General features: G+C 63.3%; 13 protein-coding genes. 5 read left to right on the top strand and 8 right to left on the bottom strand.

The features are described 5' to 3' along the window. Positions 1–125 precede the first annotated feature (125 nt). Positions 126–2,777 carry an ATP-binding protein gene (locus tag MTR66_RS15920; protein WP_243922821.1) on the bottom strand — a complete coding sequence of 884 codons (2,652 nt, stop codon included), beginning with the start codon at positions 2,775–2,777 and terminating at the stop codon, positions 126–128. Positions 2,778–2,907: 130 nt separating this feature from the next. Here MTR66_RS15920 and MTR66_RS15915 point away from each other — a divergent pair, with 130 nt between their 5' ends. The 4 genes from MTR66_RS15915 to MTR66_RS15900 all read left to right on the top strand — a co-directional run bounded on the left by MTR66_RS15915 (position 2,908) and on the right by MTR66_RS15900 (position 8,941). Beyond that, positions 2,908–3,345 carry an Hcp family type VI secretion system effector gene (locus MTR66_RS15915; protein ID WP_243922819.1) on the top strand — a complete coding sequence of 146 codons (438 nt, stop codon included), beginning with the start codon at positions 2,908–2,910 and terminating at the stop codon, positions 3,343–3,345. A gap of 25 nt (positions 3,346–3,370) precedes the next feature. After that, positions 3,371–5,371: a hypothetical protein gene (locus MTR66_RS15910; RefSeq protein WP_243922817.1), complete on the top strand. Its 2,001-nt coding sequence runs from the start codon at positions 3,371–3,373 to the stop codon at positions 5,369–5,371. A gap of 178 nt (positions 5,372–5,549) precedes the next feature. Continuing rightward, entirely contained in the window at positions 5,550–7,673 is a 2,124-nt protein-coding gene (locus MTR66_RS15905) for a TonB-dependent siderophore receptor (RefSeq protein WP_243922815.1), read from the top strand. Further along, positions 7,673–8,941, top strand: coding sequence for a PepSY-associated TM helix domain-containing protein (locus MTR66_RS15900; RefSeq protein ID WP_243922813.1), 1,269 nt, complete (start codon positions 7,673–7,675; stop codon positions 8,939–8,941). Before MTR66_RS15905 ends, MTR66_RS15900 begins: the two co-directional genes overlap by 1 nt. Here MTR66_RS15900 and MTR66_RS15895 read toward each other — a convergent pair. From MTR66_RS15895 to MTR66_RS15865, 7 genes are all read right to left on the bottom strand, one after another. Then, positions 8,927–9,700, bottom strand: a complete 774-nt coding sequence (locus tag MTR66_RS15895) for a 4'-phosphopantetheinyl transferase family protein (protein ID WP_243922810.1) — start codon at positions 9,698–9,700, stop codon at positions 8,927–8,929. The genes MTR66_RS15900 and MTR66_RS15895 overlap by 15 nt on opposite strands. A gap of 3 nt (positions 9,701–9,703) precedes the next feature. Further along, the gene (locus MTR66_RS15890) at positions 9,704–10,996 is read right to left on the bottom strand and encodes a lysine N(6)-hydroxylase/L-ornithine N(5)-oxygenase family protein (RefSeq protein ID WP_243922808.1); all 1,293 of its coding nucleotides are present in this window, start codon (positions 10,994–10,996) and stop codon (positions 9,704–9,706) included. Between the two features lie 54 nt (positions 10,997–11,050). Continuing rightward, positions 11,051–12,124, bottom strand: coding sequence for a GNAT family N-acetyltransferase (locus MTR66_RS15885; protein WP_243922806.1), 1,074 nt, complete (start codon positions 12,122–12,124; stop codon positions 11,051–11,053). A gap of 16 nt (positions 12,125–12,140) precedes the next feature. Continuing rightward, a complete protein-coding gene (locus MTR66_RS15880; RefSeq protein WP_243922804.1) occupies positions 12,141–13,814 on the bottom strand; it encodes a cyclic peptide export ABC transporter in 1,674 nt (557 codons plus the stop codon). Further along, positions 13,811–17,056 (bottom strand): non-ribosomal peptide synthetase, encoded by a 3,246-nt coding sequence (locus MTR66_RS15875; protein ID WP_243922802.1) that lies wholly within the window; start codon positions 17,054–17,056, stop codon positions 13,811–13,813. The genes MTR66_RS15880 and MTR66_RS15875 overlap by 4 nt, the downstream gene beginning before the upstream one ends. 4 nt (positions 17,057–17,060) lie before the next feature. Continuing rightward, entirely contained in the window at positions 17,061–18,482 is a 1,422-nt protein-coding gene (locus MTR66_RS15870) for a diaminobutyrate--2-oxoglutarate transaminase (protein WP_243922800.1), read from the bottom strand. 87 nt (positions 18,483–18,569) lie between these two features. Further along, positions 18,570–18,782 (bottom strand): MbtH family protein, encoded by a 213-nt coding sequence (locus tag MTR66_RS15865; protein ID WP_243922798.1) that lies wholly within the window; start codon positions 18,780–18,782, stop codon positions 18,570–18,572. A gap of 235 nt (positions 18,783–19,017) precedes the next feature. Here MTR66_RS15865 and MTR66_RS15860 point away from each other — a divergent pair, with 235 nt between their 5' ends. Continuing rightward, complete coding sequence (locus tag MTR66_RS15860) at positions 19,018–20,034, top strand: TauD/TfdA family dioxygenase (RefSeq protein ID WP_243922796.1); 1,017 nt, start codon at positions 19,018–19,020, stop codon at positions 20,032–20,034. Positions 20,035–20,052 lie beyond the last annotated feature (18 nt).

Here is a 20,052-nt window from a genome sequence, read left to right as displayed (position 1 = left end):
TCGTATCGAATGGGAGCAACGCTGCGCCGATCGCTTGCCAGCGTCATCGGTATGCTTGCCCAATTTTCGCACCGGGCACTCCCAACTTTGGCGGAGTACGGCGAAGGGGCGTTCGCGCGTAGCAGCTATCGTCCGGTTTCGGCAGCAGGTTCGCCGATGATCCAGGGCTGTTCCCTGAGCTTCAGCAGAACAGCCAGCCGGTTTTCCGCTTCGAGCTTTTGCAGAATCGCGGACACGTGGTGCTCGACCGTGCGCTGCGAACGCGACATCTCGTCAGCGATCTCGGCATTGCTCAATCCTTCAGCGAGATATTCAAGGACGGTCATTTCCTTGGCGGTCAGGCCAAAGGGGTTTTCCCGCGCCGCCTTGTATGGCCCGCGCGGCAGGATGACGTCATCACGCTTCAGCCCCCGGCTTTCCAGCAGTTCCGTCAACCGCGCAACTACGGCTTTCGCGCCCTGGCGGTGCAAAGCCGCAAAGCCGGATGAAACCGTTTGCGGACTGTCCGCAAGGCCGAAGCAGAGATTGGCGAAATAGTCTGCACCGAGCCGGGCGAACGCCATCCCGGAGGCGGAAAAATCGCCGCCGAGCGCCGGGCCGAAGGCCGTATCGCTTGCGGTTCTGACCGGTACGGCCTCCCGTCCCAGAAGCCTTTGCCAGAAGGCATATTCGGCGGCCGTCCAGAGACTGAAACAGCACGCATCGATGCGATCCAGGCCGCCTAGCGCATCTGCCGCCAGCGCTTCCGATCCCGTCAGCCAGGCGCGTTCGGCCATCCCGATCAGCACCGGGATGCAATACTGCACTTCGCCGGTAGCAAGGGCGTCCTTGTGCGCTTTGGCCAGCAGCCTTGCCGCGTCGTCCTCACCCATGCGGACTTGCGCGCGGGCGAGCATGATCCGCGCTGGCAGCTTCATCAGCAGCGTCTGGCCCGGCGTCCCGATCACCGACCGGCAGATATCCTCCGCTTCCTGCAGGCGCCCCTGTTCGAGGCGCAACTGTGCCTGACGGCCGAGCAGATAGAATGTCCAGCTGTCGAGATCGTGCTTGGTATCGAAGGCGATACCCCGGTCGAGGATCGTTTCGGCAAGCGCCAGCCTGCGCATGTCGACGGCGTATTCGGACAGATTGGTGAACACGCGCGCTGCGTCTTCGTGCAGATTGTTTTCAAGCGCCATGCCGAGGCTGCGTTCGAGTTCTGCGATCCCGGCCGGATCGCCCAGGAACATCCGCGCGGTCCCGATATTGTTGAGCGCGTGGACCTCGACGCCGGCTTTCGCCTGCCCGGCAATGCAAGCCACGGCGCGTTCGCCCCATTCGATGGCCTCCTCCATGCGGCTCGACAGCATGTGCATCTGCGACCGCATCGAATAGGCGAGTGCGAGCAGGCCAGTATCCTCGATCTGTTCGAGCAGGTTGATCGCCTCGTCGAGATAGCGGTTCGCCTGCACCGCCTCGCCGCGATACCAGTGGAGGCGCGAGAGATGCCGTAAATTGTCAGCGATCTTCTCCTTGCGCCCGAGTGCCCGCCACATGGTCAGCGCATGGCGCCGCGCCTCGATCACCCGGTCGTCGATACGGTGCGATATGGCTGCCTCATAGGCCCAGCTCTCGTAAAGCTGCGCGGCTTCTTCCGGTTCGGCCTCGTCGATATAGGCGAGTGCGGCCTCCAGGTAATCGGCGGCTTCCTTGTGCGCACCGAGCCGTGCCGCTTTTTCCGCCGCAACCGGGCCGAATTGCAGCACGCGCGCAGCATCGCCTGCGCCGCAAGCGTGGTGCAGCAATTCGCCGGTATCGTACCGTTCCGGGCTTTCGAGCATCATCACCAGGTGCTGCTGGTGCAGATTGCGCTTGTCGATCGAGGAGCAGCGATTGCTGGTAGCAAGACGCGCCAGTTCGTGGCGGAAGCGCAGGCGGCCGTCCGAATCCTCGATCAGGATGGCAAGATCGCAGCAGTCCTGCAGCAGCCGCTCATGATCCTCGATCCAGCGGCAGTGCAACGCCGGATCGATGGGCACCGGGATGACGCTGAGCGCCTCGATAAAAGTGATGTGCGCTTGCGGCAGCCGGGCAAGGCGGCTGTTGACCGCATCCTGCACCGAGACGGGCACAGCCTTTCCGGCCTCCGGGCTGGCAAGGATTTCGGACAGGAAAAAGGGATTGCCGCCGGTGATGGCGAGCAGGCTTTCGGCATCGCGTCCGCTCTCACCGGCAAGGCGCGCGACTGCCGCGAGCGAGAGCGGATGCAGTTCGATCCGGTCCATCTGATTGCCCGGAATGTCGCCAAAAACCTGCAGCAGAGGGTGGTTCCGTCCCAGCTCGTCGTTGCGGTAGCTGATGATCAGCAGCACCGGGCAAATGGTAATCCTGCGGCTGAGGAAGCGGATGAAATCAAGAGTCCCGGCATCGGCCCAATGAACATCCTCCAGGATCAGGACGGCCGGATGCGGGCGCTCCGCCAGATGGGCGAGCAGCCGGGAGAACAGCGCCGTGCCTCCGGCGGTGTCCCAGTCATCCCCCAGTCCGCCCAGCATGGCAGTGATATCGAGCACCGGGCCAAGCGGGCGCGGGGTCAGCAAGGGATCGCACATGCCCCAGATACACTCGCAGTCATCGGCCAGTCCGCTGGCGAATTCGCGAAGAAGCGCCGTCTTGCCGATCCCCGCCTCGCCACCGATCGCGACGACATGGCCGCCCTTTCCGGCCGCAGCAAGCAACGCGGCGAGCCGTGCCAGTTCGTTGTCCCGTTCGGCAAGCATGGCCTGAGTTTGCCGCATAATTCCCGGACGAAACAGTCCTGGCCCAAAAATTGGGTGCGCCAATCGTGAAAATTGGGGGGCCCTACCGACGTGGGCCGGAACCAAAACACTAGAGTGCGCGGGACTATCCAAGTGGGAGAGGTGGAAGATGCGGCGCAGAACTTTGGCCTTATTGCCGGTTTTCGGAATTGCTCTGGCTGTTGCTGGACCGGCCAAGGCCGGTCCTTACCTGCGGCTGGATGGCGTGGCCGATGAACGCAAAGGCACCATTTCCCCCCACTGTGCCGCTGCCGACGCCGAGCATCGCCGCTGGATTGATCTTCTGTCCGTCGGATCAGGTGCGCAACGGCAAGCCACGGATGGCGGTGCGGGCCACCTCACCATCAAAGTACGCGCTGCCCGCTCGCTGAAAGCGATCAAGGCCATGATGGCGTGCGGCAGGAAGCTCGATCTCACCTTGCGCGAGGGCGGGCGGAAGTACCGCCTTTCGAACGTGTCCATTGGCGGGGATCGGCCCGGGCAAAGCGGGATGACGGAAATCGACACGTTCACTCTGACCTTTTCCGCAATTCGACGCGAAAAGTGACGGCAACGAGGAATAGGAGGTGATTATGGGGAAGAGGGTTTCCGCTGCCATCGGGCTGGGTCTCGGCGGCATTGCGGCCGCTGTCACTGCGCAACAGGCGAACCCGCAATCGGTGGCGGCCAACCGCACGCAAGTGGTCCGGCCTTCGGATCTCAACGCGCAGGTGCCGCAGGATGCGGTGCTTCTTCGCCATCGGGACACATCGGAATTACTGCAGGCGGTGCCGGTGCAACGCCGCCGTTCCCTGCAGGCGGTGCGCGCGCAACCAGTGATCGAATTGGCGCAGGGCACGGCTGATATGCGCCCGGTTCTGGCGAACCGCGCTTCTCCGGCCAATCTGGCGGCACGGCTGCGCGCGGCGCCACAGCTTGCTGCCGTGCAATCCGATGCATTCGAGGTCGCAGAAATCCCGAAGGGGCTTCTGGTCCGTCAATACCTTTCCTATTCGCTCAAACCTGGCGCCTGCGGCGATCCGGAAAGCCGCCGGGCCGTGGCCAAACAAGGCATCCAGTGCTTTACCCGCAGCACTACGGCCGAACGCAATCGTGCCTTCACAAGCAGCGAGGCCTCAGCACGCTTCGTGGCCGACAGGAGGGAGCGCCAGCGCGCACTGGCCGAAGCCGGGCGGGCGGAGACTGAACAGCGCGCGCAGATCAAGGCCGACATCGCACAGCTGCGCGGGTATTTTCGCGATCCGGCACAGCGCGCGCAGATCGAGTCCCGGATCGGTGCGGCGGAAACCGCCCGCCTCGAAGCGCTGGATGACGAGGGCCTGCAAGCCGAGATGGTCAACACCGCCGAGGTGGAGATCGAGGAAGTGATGTTCGTGCCCAATACCGCGGCACACGATCTGCGGATCAAGGCACGGCCCGGCTTCGGCCAGTCCAGTCCGCCTCGGCGCAATAGCGGAAACGGCCAGACTTTTGCCGGAACAGCCGGGCCACAAGGCAGCGCATTGCCGCCAGCACACAGGCGCGGTCCCGATGGCCTGCGCACTGGGCCGGGGCCACGGACAAGTGCGACCGGTTTCGCCGCGCGCGAGCCGCTGGATATTTCCGAGGACATCGCGATCGGCCGGGAGATCTATCTTACCGGCTTCACCTATGGCCGCGAATATGAGTGGCGCAGGCGGGTTTCCATCACCATCGCCTGGTGCTTCACCGGGTGCCGCCGGACCTACTATGTCGAACCCTATGCCGGGTTCAGTTATGGCTTCGGCCTGCGCTTTCCGATCCGGATGAAAGGAACCTATCAATACCGGCACCGGAACGGCAACGAGCGTGCAAAATTCGTGCCGCAATTCGTGCCGGTCAATGGCGGGCCGCAGGATTATTCGCAGGCAGGTATTGCCAATTCGCAGCTGTTCGGCGGGCAAGAGCTTGTGGCCGAGGCGAAGGTCTATTCCGGCCTGCTCTATAAGCTTCCGCGAGGGCGGCAGGGCGATCTTAGCCTGTTCGACATCGGCCTTGATCTGACCGATCGCCTGCCGGCGCCTTTCAAGAACGGGCAGTTCACGCCTCCTGCTCCGGGAAGCACGACTCCACCCCTCTCGCGCGCTTTTGAATCCGTCGACCTGCTGCTCAATCGCGGCAACTTCGGCGTAGTTGGTGCGCGCGTGCATCCGGCAGTCAAGCTGGAGCTGTTTTCCGATGGGCTGAGTTTCGTCCTGCACGATCGCGTGGCGAAGAGCCGGCGCGTCATGAAATCGTCCGGCCAGAGCTATCCGCTAAAGGTGAACGCCAATCACGTCAGCCGCTTTTCGGTAGGCGATCCGGTGTACAATCTGGGCTTCCAATTGACGCCCGGGCTGATCGGCCGTGCTTTTGTCGACATCGGCCTGTGGTCCAACCATTGGGACTGGCCCGTCTGGTTCCCGCAGCTGACCGTGCATCTTCCCCCCGATGGCGTAGATTTCACTTGCCATGCGGGCACGGCCTGCAGTCACCGGTACCGGATGCAGGCCGACTACTGGCGTGCGCCGGTGCGCGTCAATCCGCCGCCTCCACGGACCAATCCAGCACGGTAACGGACGCTGAACAATAGGGGCGGAAAGCCCGGCAGATCGCTTTTGCCGGGCGCACCAACGCCGGTCCTGCAAGCGATCTGCATCTGCACGCCCGCAAAACTTCGGGGGAGGCAATATCCGCCAAGAACTTGCTATTGCGAATTATTATTATTAGAGACCGCCCTCGAAAGAGGGGTATATGATCAAAATTCGCATTCACCATCTGCCGGTAACGCTTGGCCTGATCGCCGCACCGCCCGCGGTATCGGCGGCAGAGACTGATGCAGACACCGCGCCAGAGATCATCGTGACCGGCCGCGCCGAAACGCTGTACCGGGTGGGGGAAACCACTGCGGGTAAGCTGCCGACCGATCCCTTGGTGTCGAGCCAGGCGATTACGGTGATTACCGATGACCTGATCCGCGATCAGGGCGCACGCGATGCGCAGGATCTCTATCGCGACATCTCCGGCGTGACGGTCTTCAGCTATGCCGGTGTCACCGCCCGCGGTTTTCGTCAGGAAGAGAACTTCTACGATGGGCTTCGCGGCGATCCCTATTCGGGGTTCTCGGTGCCGCAGACCTTCAACATCGAGCGTGTCGAGTTCCTGAAAGGCCCGGCGGGCATGCTCTATGGGCAGACCGCGCCCGGAGGCCTGTTCAACTATGTGACCAAGAAGCCCTCGTTCGAGCGGTCAATCGAACTGCGCGGTGTCCTTGGCACCCGGGACCGCATAGGCGGCTCGGCAGAGGCGACGGGGCCGCTGACCGGCAACATTGCTGCGCGCGCGGGCGTCTTTTACGAATCCAGGGACGATTTCCGCTGGAACGCGGACAGCAAGACGCTGATCCTCGATACCGGGCTGAAAGCCGATTTCGATATCGGCTCCCTCACGCTGCAAGCGACACGCTACGACATCGATCTTGGCGGCAACCGCCTGCGCGGCGTACCGGCAGACGATGACGGCAATTTTCTGGCCAGCCGGCACTGGAACCACAACGAAGCCAGCGACTTCCTCTGGCTCAAATCCAATGTGGCTCAGGCCCTGCTGGATCTGAACCCCACTGACAACCTGCAGCTCGATCTCGCCCTGCGCTATATCGATGCCAAGGAAAGCCAGGAATACCATGAGCCGCGCGGCCTGTTCGATGCCGACGGTGACGGCATTGTCGATTCCACGATCCGCGAATTCCGCGATCAGTTTCGCACTTACGAAAGCTGGTCTTTCGGCGCCAATGCCATCTGGTCAGCCGATCTCGGCATGGTTCAGAACCGCGTGCTGGCCGGCATGGACTATTACGAGGACAAGGGATCGCTCAATTACTACCGCGCCCGGGGCACGACCAGCGCCGTGCCGGGGCTGCCCACCCCGCTCAAGCTGATCGATCCGGACTATGGCGTTACCGATCCCAGCACGTATGACCTGACGTTGATATATCCCGATAACCGCCCCACCCGCGCGCGCCGTATGGGCTTCTATCTGCTGGAAGAAGCAACGATCGGCCGGATCGTTGCTGTCGTTGGCGGGCGCTATGATGATTATCGCGACGAGTTGCAGGGCGATTCCTCTTCGGGCAACGCCTGGACCTGGCGGGCCGGTCTGACCTGGCGCGTGCGGCCCGACGTGTCGCTGTTCGGGCAATATGCCACCAGCTTCGAACCGCAATCCATCGCCCAGCAGGATCCCAAGGCTGGGGGCCCTTTCGATCCGCTGACTGGCGACATTTTCGAAGCAGGCATCAAGACCGCGCTGTTTGGCGGCAAGGTCCAGTCCAGTCTTTCCGCCTACCGTATCCGGCGCAGCAACGTGCTCCAGGCTCACCCGGATGGCGATCCGGGCAACGACGGCATCGACGATTTCGTGTCCTTCGGCGAAGTGACCAGCAAAGGCATCGATCTGGATCTGGCCGCCGATGTCACGCCCGACTGGGTCGTGACTGTCAACTATGCCTATAACGATACAAAGATCACCAAGGACAACGGTGGCGGCGGTTTCAGCTCGGCCATCGGCGACCGGTTCCCGAATGCGCCGAAACACCAGCTCGGATTCTGGAGCCGCTATCAGTTCCGCTCGACGGGGACAGCCGTGGCATTGGGCGGCGATTACGTCTCGGCGCGGCGCTCGATGAGCGATCAGCGCGTGAAGCCGTACTTTGTCTTCGATGGATCCGTGATCCAGCAGATTACGCCTGCCATAAGCCTGCTTCTGCGCATCGATAATATCTTCGACAAGACGTATGCCTCTTCCGGCTTCATCGACCGCACCGGCCACTTTCCGGGCAAGCCGCGCAGCGTCTTTGCGGAATTGCGCTGGAAGCTTTGATGACTGGCGTTGCCGGGCGCGCGCGCAGACAGCCAAAGCGTTCGCTCTGGTGGCGTGTCCATCAGTGGGCGGGGCTGCAGTTCAGCCTGTTTCTGGCCTTCATTCTGGCGACCGGCACGATCGCAACGCTTTCGCATGAGATCGACTGGCTGCTCACGCCCTCCATGCGGGTGACACCGCGGGAGGGGGCGCCGGCATCCTGGGGCGCCCTGGCGGAGGCGGCAGAGAAAGCCGCAGGAAATGATGCGCGCATAGAGTGGCTCCATGCTCCGCGCGATCCCTGGTTCGCCGCCGAAGCCGTTGCCGTTCGCGCCAATGGTGAGCGTTTCCGTATCGAAATCGATCCGTGGACGGCCCGCGTGCAGGGATGGGCGCCCTGGTTCAACGCGCAGCGCCTGTTCCGGGAACTGCACCGCCATCTCATGCTGCCGACGGCGATTGGCGTGCCCATCGTTTCCGCGCTGGCATTTCCGCTGCTGGCCTCCGTCGTGACGGCCTTCTGGGTCTACAAGAAGTGGTGGCGGGGCTTCCTGCGCGTGCCGCGCAGAAAGCCCGGGCGGCGCAACGATGGCCGCCGTTTCACCGGCGATCTGCATCGTTTTGCCGGTCTATGGAGCCTGTGGTTCGCCGCCCTGATCGGCGTCACCGGCGTCTGGTATTTTGCCGAGAAGATGGGCGCGGCCGCCCCGGTCCCGCAGCCACCCGTCGTCATGGCGCCGGCCAGGGCGAGCGAAACCCGCCTGGACGCGCTTGTCGCAATTGCCCGGCGCGGCTTTCCCGGCCTGCATGTCCGCGCGATCCGGTTTCCGGGCAGCAAGCCCGGCGGTGTGATCATAAGGGGGCAGGCCGAAGCTTTGCTCGTGCGCGACCGGGCCAATACCGTGATGCTCGATCCAGGCACTCAGGCCATCGTGAAGGTCGTTCATGGCAACGAGCTATCGCTCCACCAACGCATTTCCGAAGCTGCCGATCCTTTGCATTTCGGCACATGGGGCGGCTTACCGACGCGTATCCTCTGGTTCCTCTGCGGATCAGCCCTGACGGGGCTCGCTACTACCGGAGTAATCATTTACGCATTGCGCCTGCAGCAACAGACCGTCTCAGCGAAACGCGGCGGAATCGTAGCGGCCATGTGGAGTGGCATGGGTTTGTTGGCTTGGCCGTGCCTCGGGTTTTTGATCCTGGCTCTGGCACTTCTCGCAGCACGGTTTGTCGGGTGGAAGGTTTCGACTGTACAGCCGAGGGCTGCAACTCTACAGCAGCCCTAGCTCAGGACCACGCGTAATTTCCATACACGCTTGCGCGCTGGCTACGGGAAAAGGCGATGCAAAGGACAGGTGATGGTTCATGTGTACTCCCAGATAATGGACGCCGCATTCCCCACCTGAACCAAGGTCATTCCTGCCCCGCATCATTGTACAAGTACCGGTCACTTCTTCTGTTCGCATCACGTTTTGCAGATCGTCATCAATGCCGCGCCCTGTCATTTTCAGATAGGCCTCACGCTCGGTCCAAAGGCGCAGAACCAGTTGGTCTCGGTCCTCCTCAGGTAGGCGGCGGACCTCTTCCAACTCGTCTTCACGCAAGAACAGTTCGGCGAGAGCCAAGCTGTCGGCCAAACTGTCGGCCAAACTGTGCAAGGGCTCGGCATCTATGCCCACCGGACACCTGGCAAGTCCCACAGCGTGCAGCGCGCGGCTATGGCTGACGCTGAAATGGAAGGTCGCGCCCGGAACGAAAGGCTTTCCCTTGTCCGTCCGTACAATATCGACATTGCCGGGCCCGCAGCCCAGCACCCGCGCCAGGACCATGCGCGTCAAACCGGAAGACAGCCTCCGCCGCATGCGGTCTTCCGCGAAGCGCTTGGCATCCGCTCTTGCCGTTTCCTCTGCCGACAGAGCGGCGGTCAGCTCGTCGTGAGCCGGCTCCCATTCCGCGAACGGGAACAGGAACACAACCCCGCCCACGGCCGGTATATCGACGGAGGGCAAGTTCGGCCCGCTCACGCCGAGCACGGATAGGCTCACGCCTCATTCCGCCGCACAGGCGACGGCAGGAGCCGCTTGCTCCGCAGAGGTCTGACGAAGGGAAACCGCGATTTCCTCTGCCCTGGCGGGGAGAACCGACAGCAGAGAATCGCTCAGGCCATGCGTCGCCTCGCAGCAGCCCTGAAGATAGATGCCGACATCGCACAGAGGCGTGGCAGGCAGGCGGTAATCGCGCGCGGGCGCCAGGCTTTCAAGGCACGGCGCCATAGCATCCAGAAACGCTGCCGAGGGCGTATGCCGGTAACCGGTGGCCAGAACGACACCATCGAAACGCCGCATGTCATGAGAGCCATCGTCCAGATTGCGCAAGTCAAGCTGGAGCTGCCCATCCTGCGCACGGGCTGCAAGAACCTCATGCCGGGGTGAAAGCCGGTGGCGTTCATCCTTCATGACTTTCTGCTGATAGAACGTGTCGAAGATTTCCTCGATGAGGTCGTTGTCGACGACCGAGTAATTCGTGCTGCTGAAATCGCCGACAAGCTGCCGCCGCTCTTCCAGCGGACGGTGGAAGAAATAGTCCGTATAGTCGGCATTGAAAATCTCGTTGACGAAAGAGCTGCTGTCGGCCGGGCGCAGCGTTGAAGCGCGGGCGATAAGATCGACGGCCACGCCCTTGCCATGCAGATCCAGGAATATTTCAGCGGCGCTCTGTCCGAAGCCCACCACCGCGACGCGCTCTGCCTTGCCCAGCCGGTCCGCAGCCGAAAGATAGCGGCTGGAATGAATGACCTGGGCATGCCCGTTCAATCCTGCAAAAGCATCCGGCACGCAAGGTTGCCCGCCCGTAGCGATAACGACGTTGCGGGCCAGCCAGTACCTTTCCTGCCCATGCTGATCGCGTGCATGGACACGGACATGCCGGACCCGGCCATGATCCCATTCGGGCTCTATCGCCAGAACCTCCTGCCCATAGGAGCATTGCGCATCAAAATGGCCTGCAGCCCAACGCAGGTAATCGTTGAACTCACGCCTGCTCGGGTAAAACGTGCGCGTGTTGATGAAGTCCTCGAAACGCCCGTGCTCATGCAGATAGTTCAGAAAACTGAACGGGCTGGTGGGTTTGCGCATGGACACCAGATCCTTGAGGAAACAGATCTGCATCCGGCTGCCATCCAGCAACATGTCGCCGTGCCACACAAAGTCAGGGTGTCTTTCCAGGAAATGGCAAGACAGGCCATTGCCCGCTTCCTGCATGGCGATGGCCAATGCCAGATTGGAAGGGCCAAAGCCGATCCCGACACAATCCAGCGGCTCTGCGGTCTGCGATGAAGTCATGATGAAATGCTCCTGTTATGCTGGTCCAGCTACGGCAGCTTTGAAGGGACCGGTTCAGATGCGGGGAATCCACAGCCGTTCCGCGAAGAAACGCTCACGAGAAAGCGAGACGAGAAGTGCGCGTTTGTGAGGAAAATCGAATTCCTTGACTTTGGCGAACCCGCCCCGGTCAAGATTGCGGATCTGCTGATGGTGATCGGCGGCAGGCTCACCGACGACGCGGCGCGTCCTGGGATCGGACAACAGAATGTAATGGACGATCGAGGGCATCCAGGCGGTGATGTAGTCGCGCCCGCGCACGTCTTCCTCGCCGATCAGAACATGCCAGCCGCGATCGTAGTCATCGGCATCGTAGTGCGGGCCCAGACGGTTTTCTTTCGCCCAGTACACTTCGAAATAGCCGAAAGGCCGGTCATCCAGGCTTGCGATGAGCGGCGCAGTGTGCGGATCGGCCAGAAGCCCCTGAAGATAGGTGCGATGATAATCGAGATCGCCTTCTTCAAGCCAGAAACGCGCGATGCGCGGATCGTTCTGCCAGCGGTGATAGAGCGCAAGATCGCGTTCGATATCCAGCAGACGCAGCGACAAGGTCTTGCCGAGCCAGGGAATACGGCGGGCATAGACAATGCCTTCCCGAACCGGCGGGCGCCGGGGGTGATACCGTCCATCCGTCATGATGCGGCATTCAGGATAGACGCCGCCCGGCCTGCCCGGCGGGCGCAGCCAGAGGTCCGGTATCTGATACAGCGCCGAGGCCGAGGCCCGCCATTGCGATGCACCGTCCTGCCACAGGGCACCGTCCCGCCACAGGCGGTTTCGAAGCTCCTCCTCCTCGATCTCCACGGCCAGATCCGGCGGGTCCCCGGCCATGGCGAATGCAGCCTCCAGCGCCGCAAGCGCGCAGATCCGGTCACGCTCCGGCCCGCCAGGACTGCGTTCCATTTTCAGGACGGATGAAGCCCCCTGCCCTGTCAGCGTCCAGCGCTGATCCGCACCGTCATCGAGAGACAGCGACAGGCGCTCTCCATCCTGGCGCACCTGCGGGACATGGCCGCCGCCGACATCTCCCTGAGAGGCTTCGGCGCGCCGTTCAACAGGTGCTACGGACAGAACAGGTTGATCGTTCATACCTTAAATCTCCCGGTCACAGCACCGTTTGCGCATTGCGGACCGCCTCCCTGCCGCCCCACGGCGACAGGGTTCCGGCGTCACATTGCAGCACGCGGTCGGCCACATGGAAAAAGCGGTCATCATGACTGATCGCGATGATCGTGCGCCCTTGCGCGCGCAGTTCCGGCAGCAGTTCCTCGTAAAAGAAGCGGCGGAACACCGGATCCTGATCGGCGGCCCATTCGTCGAGCAGCAGCACCGGCCTTTGCTCGACCAATGCGCTCAGCAGCGCCAGCCGCTTGCGCTGGCCCTGCGACAACTGGATGTCGGACAAGCGGCTGTCTTGAATGGAGACTTTTCCGGAAAGACGCAGGCGGCGCAGAAACGCCTGGGCGAGCGCCTCGTCCAGTTGCCCGCCGGGCCCGACCAGCCGCTCGAAGAGAAACGGCGAAGAGAATACCGCGCTGACCTGTTCGCGCAGACAGTGGCGTTCGGCATCGGTTATCTGCCGCCCCGACAACCGGATACTGCCGCCCGCAGGCTTGCGCAGCCCCGCCAGGATCGACATGAGCGTGGACTTGCCGCTGCCGTTTCCCCCGACGATGAAGACCGTCTCGCCTCTCTCGATCGTCAGATCGACAGGCCCCAGCCGGAAGCCTTTCTCGCCATTGGCCGCCGGATGCTCGAAAACGATGCCGCGCAGTTCCATGAGCGGCGTTCCGGCAGAAGCGGCCCGATCTGCCGGAAGCTTGGGAGTACCGTCAGCAAGAGGCGCATGGAAGTGGGCGCGGTATTGTTCCAGCCGCAGCGCCTCCACCCTCGCCAGCGCGACATTGCCGGCCAGCAGGATCGGCAAGGTTCCGACCAGTTCATTGAGCGGCATTCGCAGAAACATCAGGACCAGCACAAAGGCGGCAATGTTCGCAGCAGGCAGCCCAAGCATGGTCCCAGCGACAAAGATGCCGGCCATGACCCCGAGGACGAGCATGGACGTCCAGCTCAGGCTCAAGGCCCAGTAGCGGTCGGCATGGGTTTCCGTCACGCGTGCGTGTTCGGCCGTTCTTGCCACATCTTCGCGGTGGAAGATCTGCCGGCGCCAGCCGTTGAGCGCCAGTTCGTGCCGCCCTTCGATCGCGCCGCGGTAAGTTTCCATCAGGCGGTCGTCGGTCGCGCGCACTTCCATCATCAGAGCGCGCATCCGCAGCACCCAGCGATAGGCGACGGCAGCGGCGGCACCGATCAGCCCCGCGCTGAACGCGAAAAGCGGAAACGAGAGCCAGGCAAGATAGCAAAAGCCGCTCAGCAGCATGATGGCATTGGCGAACAGCAGCGGCAGCCGGTTGAACGCCTGCCCCACCGCGACAATGTCCTTGGCCAGCGTCGCATAGAGCGCAGGCGCCCCGATCGCGTCCAGCCGCTCCAGGCCGGTATCCATGATCCGCTTGACGGTTTCCACGCGCATATCGCTGACGACGCGATGGCCGAGGCTTGTCAGCATCGATTGCGACAGAAAGCCGCACGCGAACACCGCGACAAGCAAGGCCGCCATAAGACCGAGCCTTTGCGTATCGAACGGGAGCGTTCCGGCGACGAGCGCATTGATCACCGCGACAAGCGCCAAACCGGAGACCGCTCCGCCAGCCCCCAACAGCATGGCGACCGGGATGCGCCAGCGGAAGCGGCGCAAGAGAGACAATACCAGGCTCATAGTGTCTCCAGCAGATTGCTCATGAAAGCCAGGTCTGCTGCAGCATCCACGGGAGCGTGCCCATCGATCAACTGCCCCATGTCCCGCACGGTCGGCGCGCGAAACAGGCTCTGCAGCGGCAGTGCGACACCGAATTCCTTGCCGATCCGGGTCTGCAGCCGCGCCAGCCGCAAGGAATGCCCCCCGACCTCGAAGAAATTATCGGTGACACCGAAGCCCGTGCGATCCAGCACGTCATGCCAAAGCGCCAGAAGCCGCGTTTCCGTTTGGCTCACCGGCTGATCCTGCAAAGTGGCTACCGCAGCCTCTGCCGCAATCGCGGGCAAGGCGGCACGATCCACTTTGCCGCTGGCATTGAGCGGGAAACTGTCCAGAACGGCCCACAAGTCCGGGATCATGTAGCGCGGCAGACAGGCCTCCGCATGGGAGCGCAGTTCCGCCACACTCTGGCCCGCCGGTGCCAGAACATAGGCCGCCAGCGTCACTTCACCTGTGGCATCCGCGCGCGCCGTTACGACGGCCTGCGACACGGCCTCGTGCCGTTCGAGAACAGCCTCGATCTCGGCCGGCTCCACCCGGTATCCGCGGATTTTGACCTGATGGTCGCGCCGCCCCAAAAATTCGATGGAGCCATCCGGGCGCCGCCGCACGCGATCTCCGGTTCTGTAAAGACGGGCACCGCTTCCCGCACCGGCGAAAGGATCGGGCCGGAAAGCCTCCGCGGTCAGCGCGGGATCGCCCACATAACCGCGAGCCAGTCCCTCACCGCCGATCCACAATTCACCCACCACTCCCGGCGGAACCGGCTCCATACGGTCATCGAGGATATAGAGCACGGTATTGGCAATGGGCGCGCCGATAGGGACGCTCGCCCCGCTCGCTTCCCCTTCCTTCACAGGAAAGGCGGAAGACCAGACGGTCGTTTCGGTAGGGCCATAGACATTGATGAGATCGACGCCCCGCTCCAGCAGCCGCGCGGCGAGCGATGCGCCCAGAGCCTCCCCGCCGCATAGCCCGCGAAGGCCCGGCCATCGCGCATCCGAACCATCCAGCAGCAAGCGCCATGTCGCAGGCGTTGCCTGCATCACGCCGATATTGTGCCGACGGATAAGTTCGCAAAGCGCCAGCGGATCGCCTGCCGCTTCCTGCGGTGCAATGACCACGGCCGCGCCGCAGACGAGCGGCAGGAACAGCTCCAGCCCCGCGATATCGAAGCCAAGCGTCGTCACCGCCAGCAGCCGGTCCCCGGGCCCCATCGGCACCAGCCCTTTCATAGCGGCGAGGAAATTGGCGAATGCGCGCCGTTCAATGCCAACGCCCTTCGGAGCGCCCGTGGACCCGGAGGTGTACAGCCCATAGGCCAGCTGCCGCATGCAATACGGCGGTGCGGGATTACCCTGGGCGGCCCCCTCCGCTTCGCAGAGCAAGCCGTCCAGCGGACTGTCGAGCGTGAGCAGAGGCTGGGCCCGGCTGCGGATAAGATCGATACGCGCTTCGGGCTGCCCCGGATCGAGCGGCACATAAGCGCCTCCTGCCTTCCCGATCGCGAGCAGGGCAGCGAGCATATCCAATCCGCGCGCAAGCCCCACGCCGACGAGGCTTTCCGCCGCCACCCCGACTTTGCCCAGCGCATGGGCCAAACGGTTGGCCCGGGCGTTGAGATCTCCGTAGCTGATGCTGTCATCGCCGCAGATCGCCGCAGTCGCATGCGGCTGACGGGCGGCCCATTCCTCGAACAAGGCCATCATGTCCTGCGAACGGTCTATGTCCGCGGCCGGGCCGCGCCCGCAAGCAAGCGAAGCATCGCGCTCTTGCGCATCCCACATCGGCAGCGCGTCCCACGCCGCTCCGGCATCGCAAGACAGAGAGTCCAGCAGCATTGCGAACTGCCGGCCCATGGCTTCGACCGTGGTCTCGTCGAACACCGCGCTTGCATATTCGATAGAACAGCGCACGCCCGCTGCGGAATAGGCCACATTCAGGCTGAGTTCGAACTTTGCCGTGCGTTCCGGAGTCTCGATCAGTTCTACCGAAAGGCCCGGCAGGCTCAGTTCGGCATGGGCATCCATCTGGATATTGACCATGGTCTGAAAGAGAGGCGTCCGCCCGTTCCCGCGATCGATGCCGGGCAAGCGCTCCAGCAGCTTTTCGAACGGAACGGGCCCGTCATCCAGCATGGACCGCACGTCTGCGCGCAATGCCCGGACCAGATCACGCCCGGTCATACCGGCGCGCAGACGCAGCCGGTATACCTCGGTCTCGACGAAGAAACCGACGACATCCTCGAACTCTTCCTCCCAGCGTCCGGCATTGGGCACGCCGATGGCAAAGTCGCTCTGGCCGGATCTGCGCGCGAGCAAGATCGCCCATGCCGCCAGAATAATGACGAAAGGCGTGCATCCTTCGGCCTGTGCGAAGGCCCGCACCCGGCTCACCAGTTCAGCGCTCAGCGTGAAGTCCACCCGGCCGCCTGCACGGCTGCCGCTTGCCGGGCGGGGCCGGTCCGGCGGGAGATCCAGAACCGGTATGGCGCTTGGCGTGCCCGCCACTCCGTCTTGCAGGCGCTCAACGGCTCTGTCCAAGGCTGCCGACAGATGCCCCGGACGGTCTGCATCGCGCTGTTGCCTGACATAACCGGCATATTGCGTGCTTGCCGGGGGCAGGAGCGCTTCCGCCGCCCGGCCAGGCCCAGCCAGCGCAGCGCCATAGGCGGCCAGCAGGTCTTTCACCCAAATCGCATTGGACGATCCGTCCGAAAGCATGTGATGCATGGACAGGATCAGCACGGCATCGTCGGGCCCTGCCTCGATCAGCACCGCGCGATAGGGAGGCGCGGCCTCAAGCTCGAAGACATGCGCGGCCTCCGCTTCGATACATTCGACAATCGCACCGTCGACCGCCTCGACGCCATGCCCGCCGGCGAGGCGTTCGTGCCGCAAGCGCAGCGCTGGGCGTCCCAGCACTTCCTGATACGGCGTGCCATCCACGGCGGCGGGAAAGCGGCTGCGCAACAGTTCGTGACGCCACGCCAGCGCCGTCAGCGCGCGCTCCAGCGCCTCCCGGTCAAGCGCGCCACGCAACCGGAAAGCCCGTGTCAGATTGTAGCTGGTATCCAGAGGATCGAGCTTTTGCAGAAACCACAGGCGCTCCTGCGCGAAAGAAAGCGGGGATCGGGAAAGCCTGTCTTTCGTTTCAAGGCTGCCTTCTCCGTCCACAGCGCCGGTCATGATCTGATGGTCCATCGGCCTACTCCGCCGCTTCGGAGACATGTGCGGCACAAGCCGACCGGACGGCGCCGCGAAACCGCTCGGCAATTTCGTCAATCTCTTCGGGCGTGACGATCAGCGGGCACAGAAAACGCAGAACCGCGCCGTGCCTGCCCCCGGTCTCCACGATCAGCCCGTGTTCGAGGCAGGCGCGCTGGATGGCCCGCGCCAGGACGCCATCGGCTGGCGGAGGAACCCGGTTGGGGCCGGAGTGCAATCGCGGTGCAGGCTCCTCGACGATTTCCACGCCAATCATCAGCCCGCGTCCGCGCACGTCGCCGATAGCGGGAAAGTCGGCCTGAACAGCGCGCAAGTGCCCGGCAAGCCGCTCGCCCATTGCCGCTGCATGACGGTGCAGGGCTTGGTCCCGGACGTGCCCGATCGTCGTCACGCCTGCGGCCATGGCCAGCTGATTGCCCCGGAAAGTCCCCGCATGGGCCCCCGGCGCCCAGCGGTCCAGCTCCTCGCGGCAGATCATCACCGCCATGGGCAGGCCTCCCCCGATCGCCTTGGACAGAACCAGCACATCGGGCTCTATCCCCGCCTGCTCGAAAGCAAAGAACGTTCCGGTTCGCCCCACGCCGGTCTGGATCTCGTCGATCACCAGCGGCACGCCTGCGGCCTGGGTCAGGCGGCGAACGCCCTGGAGCCAGCGGATCGGCGCGGGAATGACACCGCCCTCTCCCTGCACCACTTCCAGCAGAACCGCCGCAGGCGCGGGAACGCCGGATTCAGGATCGTTCAGAACCTGTTCGAGCAGTTGCAGATGCGCATCGACCGCCTGCTCTCCGCCTATCCCGAAAGGACAGCGGAAATCATAAGGGTAAGGCATCATGTGCGCATCGCCCATCGCCCCGCCCAGGGGCATCCGCACCGCCAGATTGCCCATCAGCGACAATGCCCCGGCCGTCATCCCGTGATAGGCGCCGGAAAACCCCACGACCGCTTTGCGCCCGGTCGCGGTTCGCACCAGCTTCAAAGCCGCCTCGACCGCGTCCGAGCCGGAAGGGCCGCAGAACTGCACACGCGATTTCTGCAGACCGGCGGGCAAACTCGCGAACAGCGTTTCGACGAATGCGTCCTTGATCCGGGTGGGCAAGTCCAGCGTGTGCAAAGGCGCGCCGGAATCGAGCGCCTCACGCAGCGCCGCGATGACGGCAGGGTGATTGTGCCCCAGCGCGAGAGTGCCCGCTCCCGCCAGGCAATCGACGTAAAGTTGCCCCGCGGAATCCTGCACATAGATGCCGCGCGCGCCGGTGAGCACCAGCGGGATGCGGCGGGGGTAGGAACGCGCGTTGGATTCACGCCCCTCCTGCCGGTGGAGAATCGGATCGGGCCGCAAGTGGATCGGCGCCTGGCCGCGGAACTGGTCGAGCGCAAACGGCTCCATGGCGATGTTCATCGCATACTCCCATCCATCCTTGTGTGATTCACTTTGCCGCAAGGCCGCCGACCGGGCTCTTCGCCTTTTGCCGGCCGGGCACCAATGTCAGGCCGAAATACCGTCGAGCGCGCGGCGCAAGCTCAAGGGACGCATGTCCGTCCACACCCGTTCGATATGATCGAGACAGGCCTCCCGGCTGCCCGACATACCGTCCCCGCGCCAGCCTGCAGGCAGCGGACGGTGTTCCGGCCAGATCGAATACTGTTCTTCATCGTTCAGAACCACGACGAAACGCGCATTCGGATCATCCCAACTCATATGTCACTCCATCTCACAAAGCTGTAAATGATATTGCGAATCAGAATCATTATCTGTTTATACGCATGGCAGCGGATTTTTCCGCAACATTGCAATATTTTAATGGGCTGCAACGGCAGCTTGAATGCCGATGAGCGCAACCTGACGGCAAAAAAATACGTCGTCAACTTAATTAATAGTGACTCTCATTATCAATACTGTCTATCGTGACGGGCACCAAGAAGGGAGCGCCTGAATGAACCTGGCTATCGGACATGCAGACCGTCTTGTCGAAGTCACGCCCCTGTTCGGAGCGGACGACGAAGCGCTGCAAATCAGGCCCCGCAATGAGGCAGCTCCCACCCCCGCCAGTTGGCGGGGCCTCTGGGACGAAGCCCAAGGCCTGGCCTCCCGGCACCTCCGGCAAGCCGGCGCCCTGCTGTTCAGGGACTGCGCGCCGCCTGACGAAACCTTGTTTCGCACGTTCGCGGCATCCTTCGGCTCGTCGCTGATCGGCTATGACTTCGCGTCAACGCCGCGAACGGCAGTCGGCGACGGGGTCTACACGTCCACCGAATATCCCGCGCATCAGACGATTCCGCTGCACAACGAACAGTCCTACACGCTGACCTGGCCGAAACGCATATGGTTCCACTGCGTGACCGCGCCCCAAAGTGGCGGGGAAACCCCGATCGCCGACAGCCGGCAGATCTTCGCCCGGATCGATCCTGCCATACGCGAGGAATTCACGGCCAAAGGCCTCACCTACACGCGCAACTACGGCAATGGGCTGGATCTGCCCTGGCAAGACGCTTTCGGCACAACGGATCGCGCCAGCATTCAGCGCTATTGCGAGGCCAACCGCATCGTCTGCGAATGGACGCCGGATGGAGAATTGCGCACGCAGCAAACGTGCCAGGCCGTTGCCCGCCATCCGCAAACCGGCGACGATGTCTGGTTCAACCAGGCCCACCTGTTCCATCCATCCAACCTGCCGCCAACGGTCAGGGAAACGCTGCTGGCCGTCGTCGGCAGCACGCGCGCCCTGCCGCGCCATGTCTGCTTCGGCGATGGCACCGAAATCTGCGAACAGGCGATGAGCCACGTCCGCCAGGTGCTGGATGAATGCACGCGGGCATTTCCATGGCGGACCGGCGACATCCTGATGCTTGACAACATGCTGACCGCACATGCGCGAGCCCCTTTTTCAGGCCCTCGCCGGATCGTGGTCGCCATGGCCGATCCCGTGCGCTCGGCGCTGCTGTCATCCTGAAACATCGATACCCGGAAG

The sequence above is a fragment of the Novosphingobium beihaiense genome (assembly GCF_022832375.1).
GTDB classification, from domain to species: domain Bacteria; phylum Pseudomonadota; class Alphaproteobacteria; order Sphingomonadales; family Sphingomonadaceae; genus Novosphingobium; species Novosphingobium beihaiensis.
Note: the sequence above shows the minus strand (reverse complement) of the source record. Positions and strands in the feature narration are given on the sequence as shown.

What these genes read in the sequence shown, in the direction of transcription:
- MTR66_RS15920 (WP_243922821.1), bottom strand. Translation starts at nt 2,777, where the DNA reads ATGCGGCAAACTCAGGCCATGCTTGCCGAACGGGACAACGAACTGGCA.
- MTR66_RS15915 (WP_243922819.1), top strand. Translation starts at nt 2,908, where the DNA reads ATGCGGCGCAGAACTTTGGCCTTATTGCCGGTTTTCGGAATTGCTCTG.
- MTR66_RS15890 (WP_243922808.1), bottom strand. Translation starts at nt 10,996, where the DNA reads ATGACTTCATCGCAGACCGCAGAGCCGCTGGATTGTGTCGGGATCGGC.
- MTR66_RS15905 (WP_243922815.1), top strand. Translation starts at nt 5,550, where the DNA reads ATGATCAAAATTCGCATTCACCATCTGCCGGTAACGCTTGGCCTGATC.
- MTR66_RS15860 (WP_243922796.1), top strand. Translation starts at nt 19,018, where the DNA reads ATGAACCTGGCTATCGGACATGCAGACCGTCTTGTCGAAGTCACGCCC.
- MTR66_RS15900 (WP_243922813.1), top strand. Translation starts at nt 7,673, where the DNA reads ATGACTGGCGTTGCCGGGCGCGCGCGCAGACAGCCAAAGCGTTCGCTC.
- MTR66_RS15880 (WP_243922804.1), bottom strand. Translation starts at nt 13,814, where the DNA reads ATGAGCCTGGTATTGTCTCTCTTGCGCCGCTTCCGCTGGCGCATCCCG.
- MTR66_RS15870 (WP_243922800.1), bottom strand. Translation starts at nt 18,482, where the DNA reads ATGAACATCGCCATGGAGCCGTTTGCGCTCGACCAGTTCCGCGGCCAG.
- MTR66_RS15910 (WP_243922817.1), top strand. Translation starts at nt 3,371, where the DNA reads ATGGGGAAGAGGGTTTCCGCTGCCATCGGGCTGGGTCTCGGCGGCATT.
- MTR66_RS15865 (WP_243922798.1), bottom strand. Translation starts at nt 18,782, where the DNA reads ATGAGTTGGGATGATCCGAATGCGCGTTTCGTCGTGGTTCTGAACGAT.
- MTR66_RS15875 (WP_243922802.1), bottom strand. Translation starts at nt 17,056, where the DNA reads ATGGACCATCAGATCATGACCGGCGCTGTGGACGGAGAAGGCAGCCTT.
- MTR66_RS15885 (WP_243922806.1), bottom strand. Translation starts at nt 12,124, where the DNA reads ATGAACGATCAACCTGTTCTGTCCGTAGCACCTGTTGAACGGCGCGCC.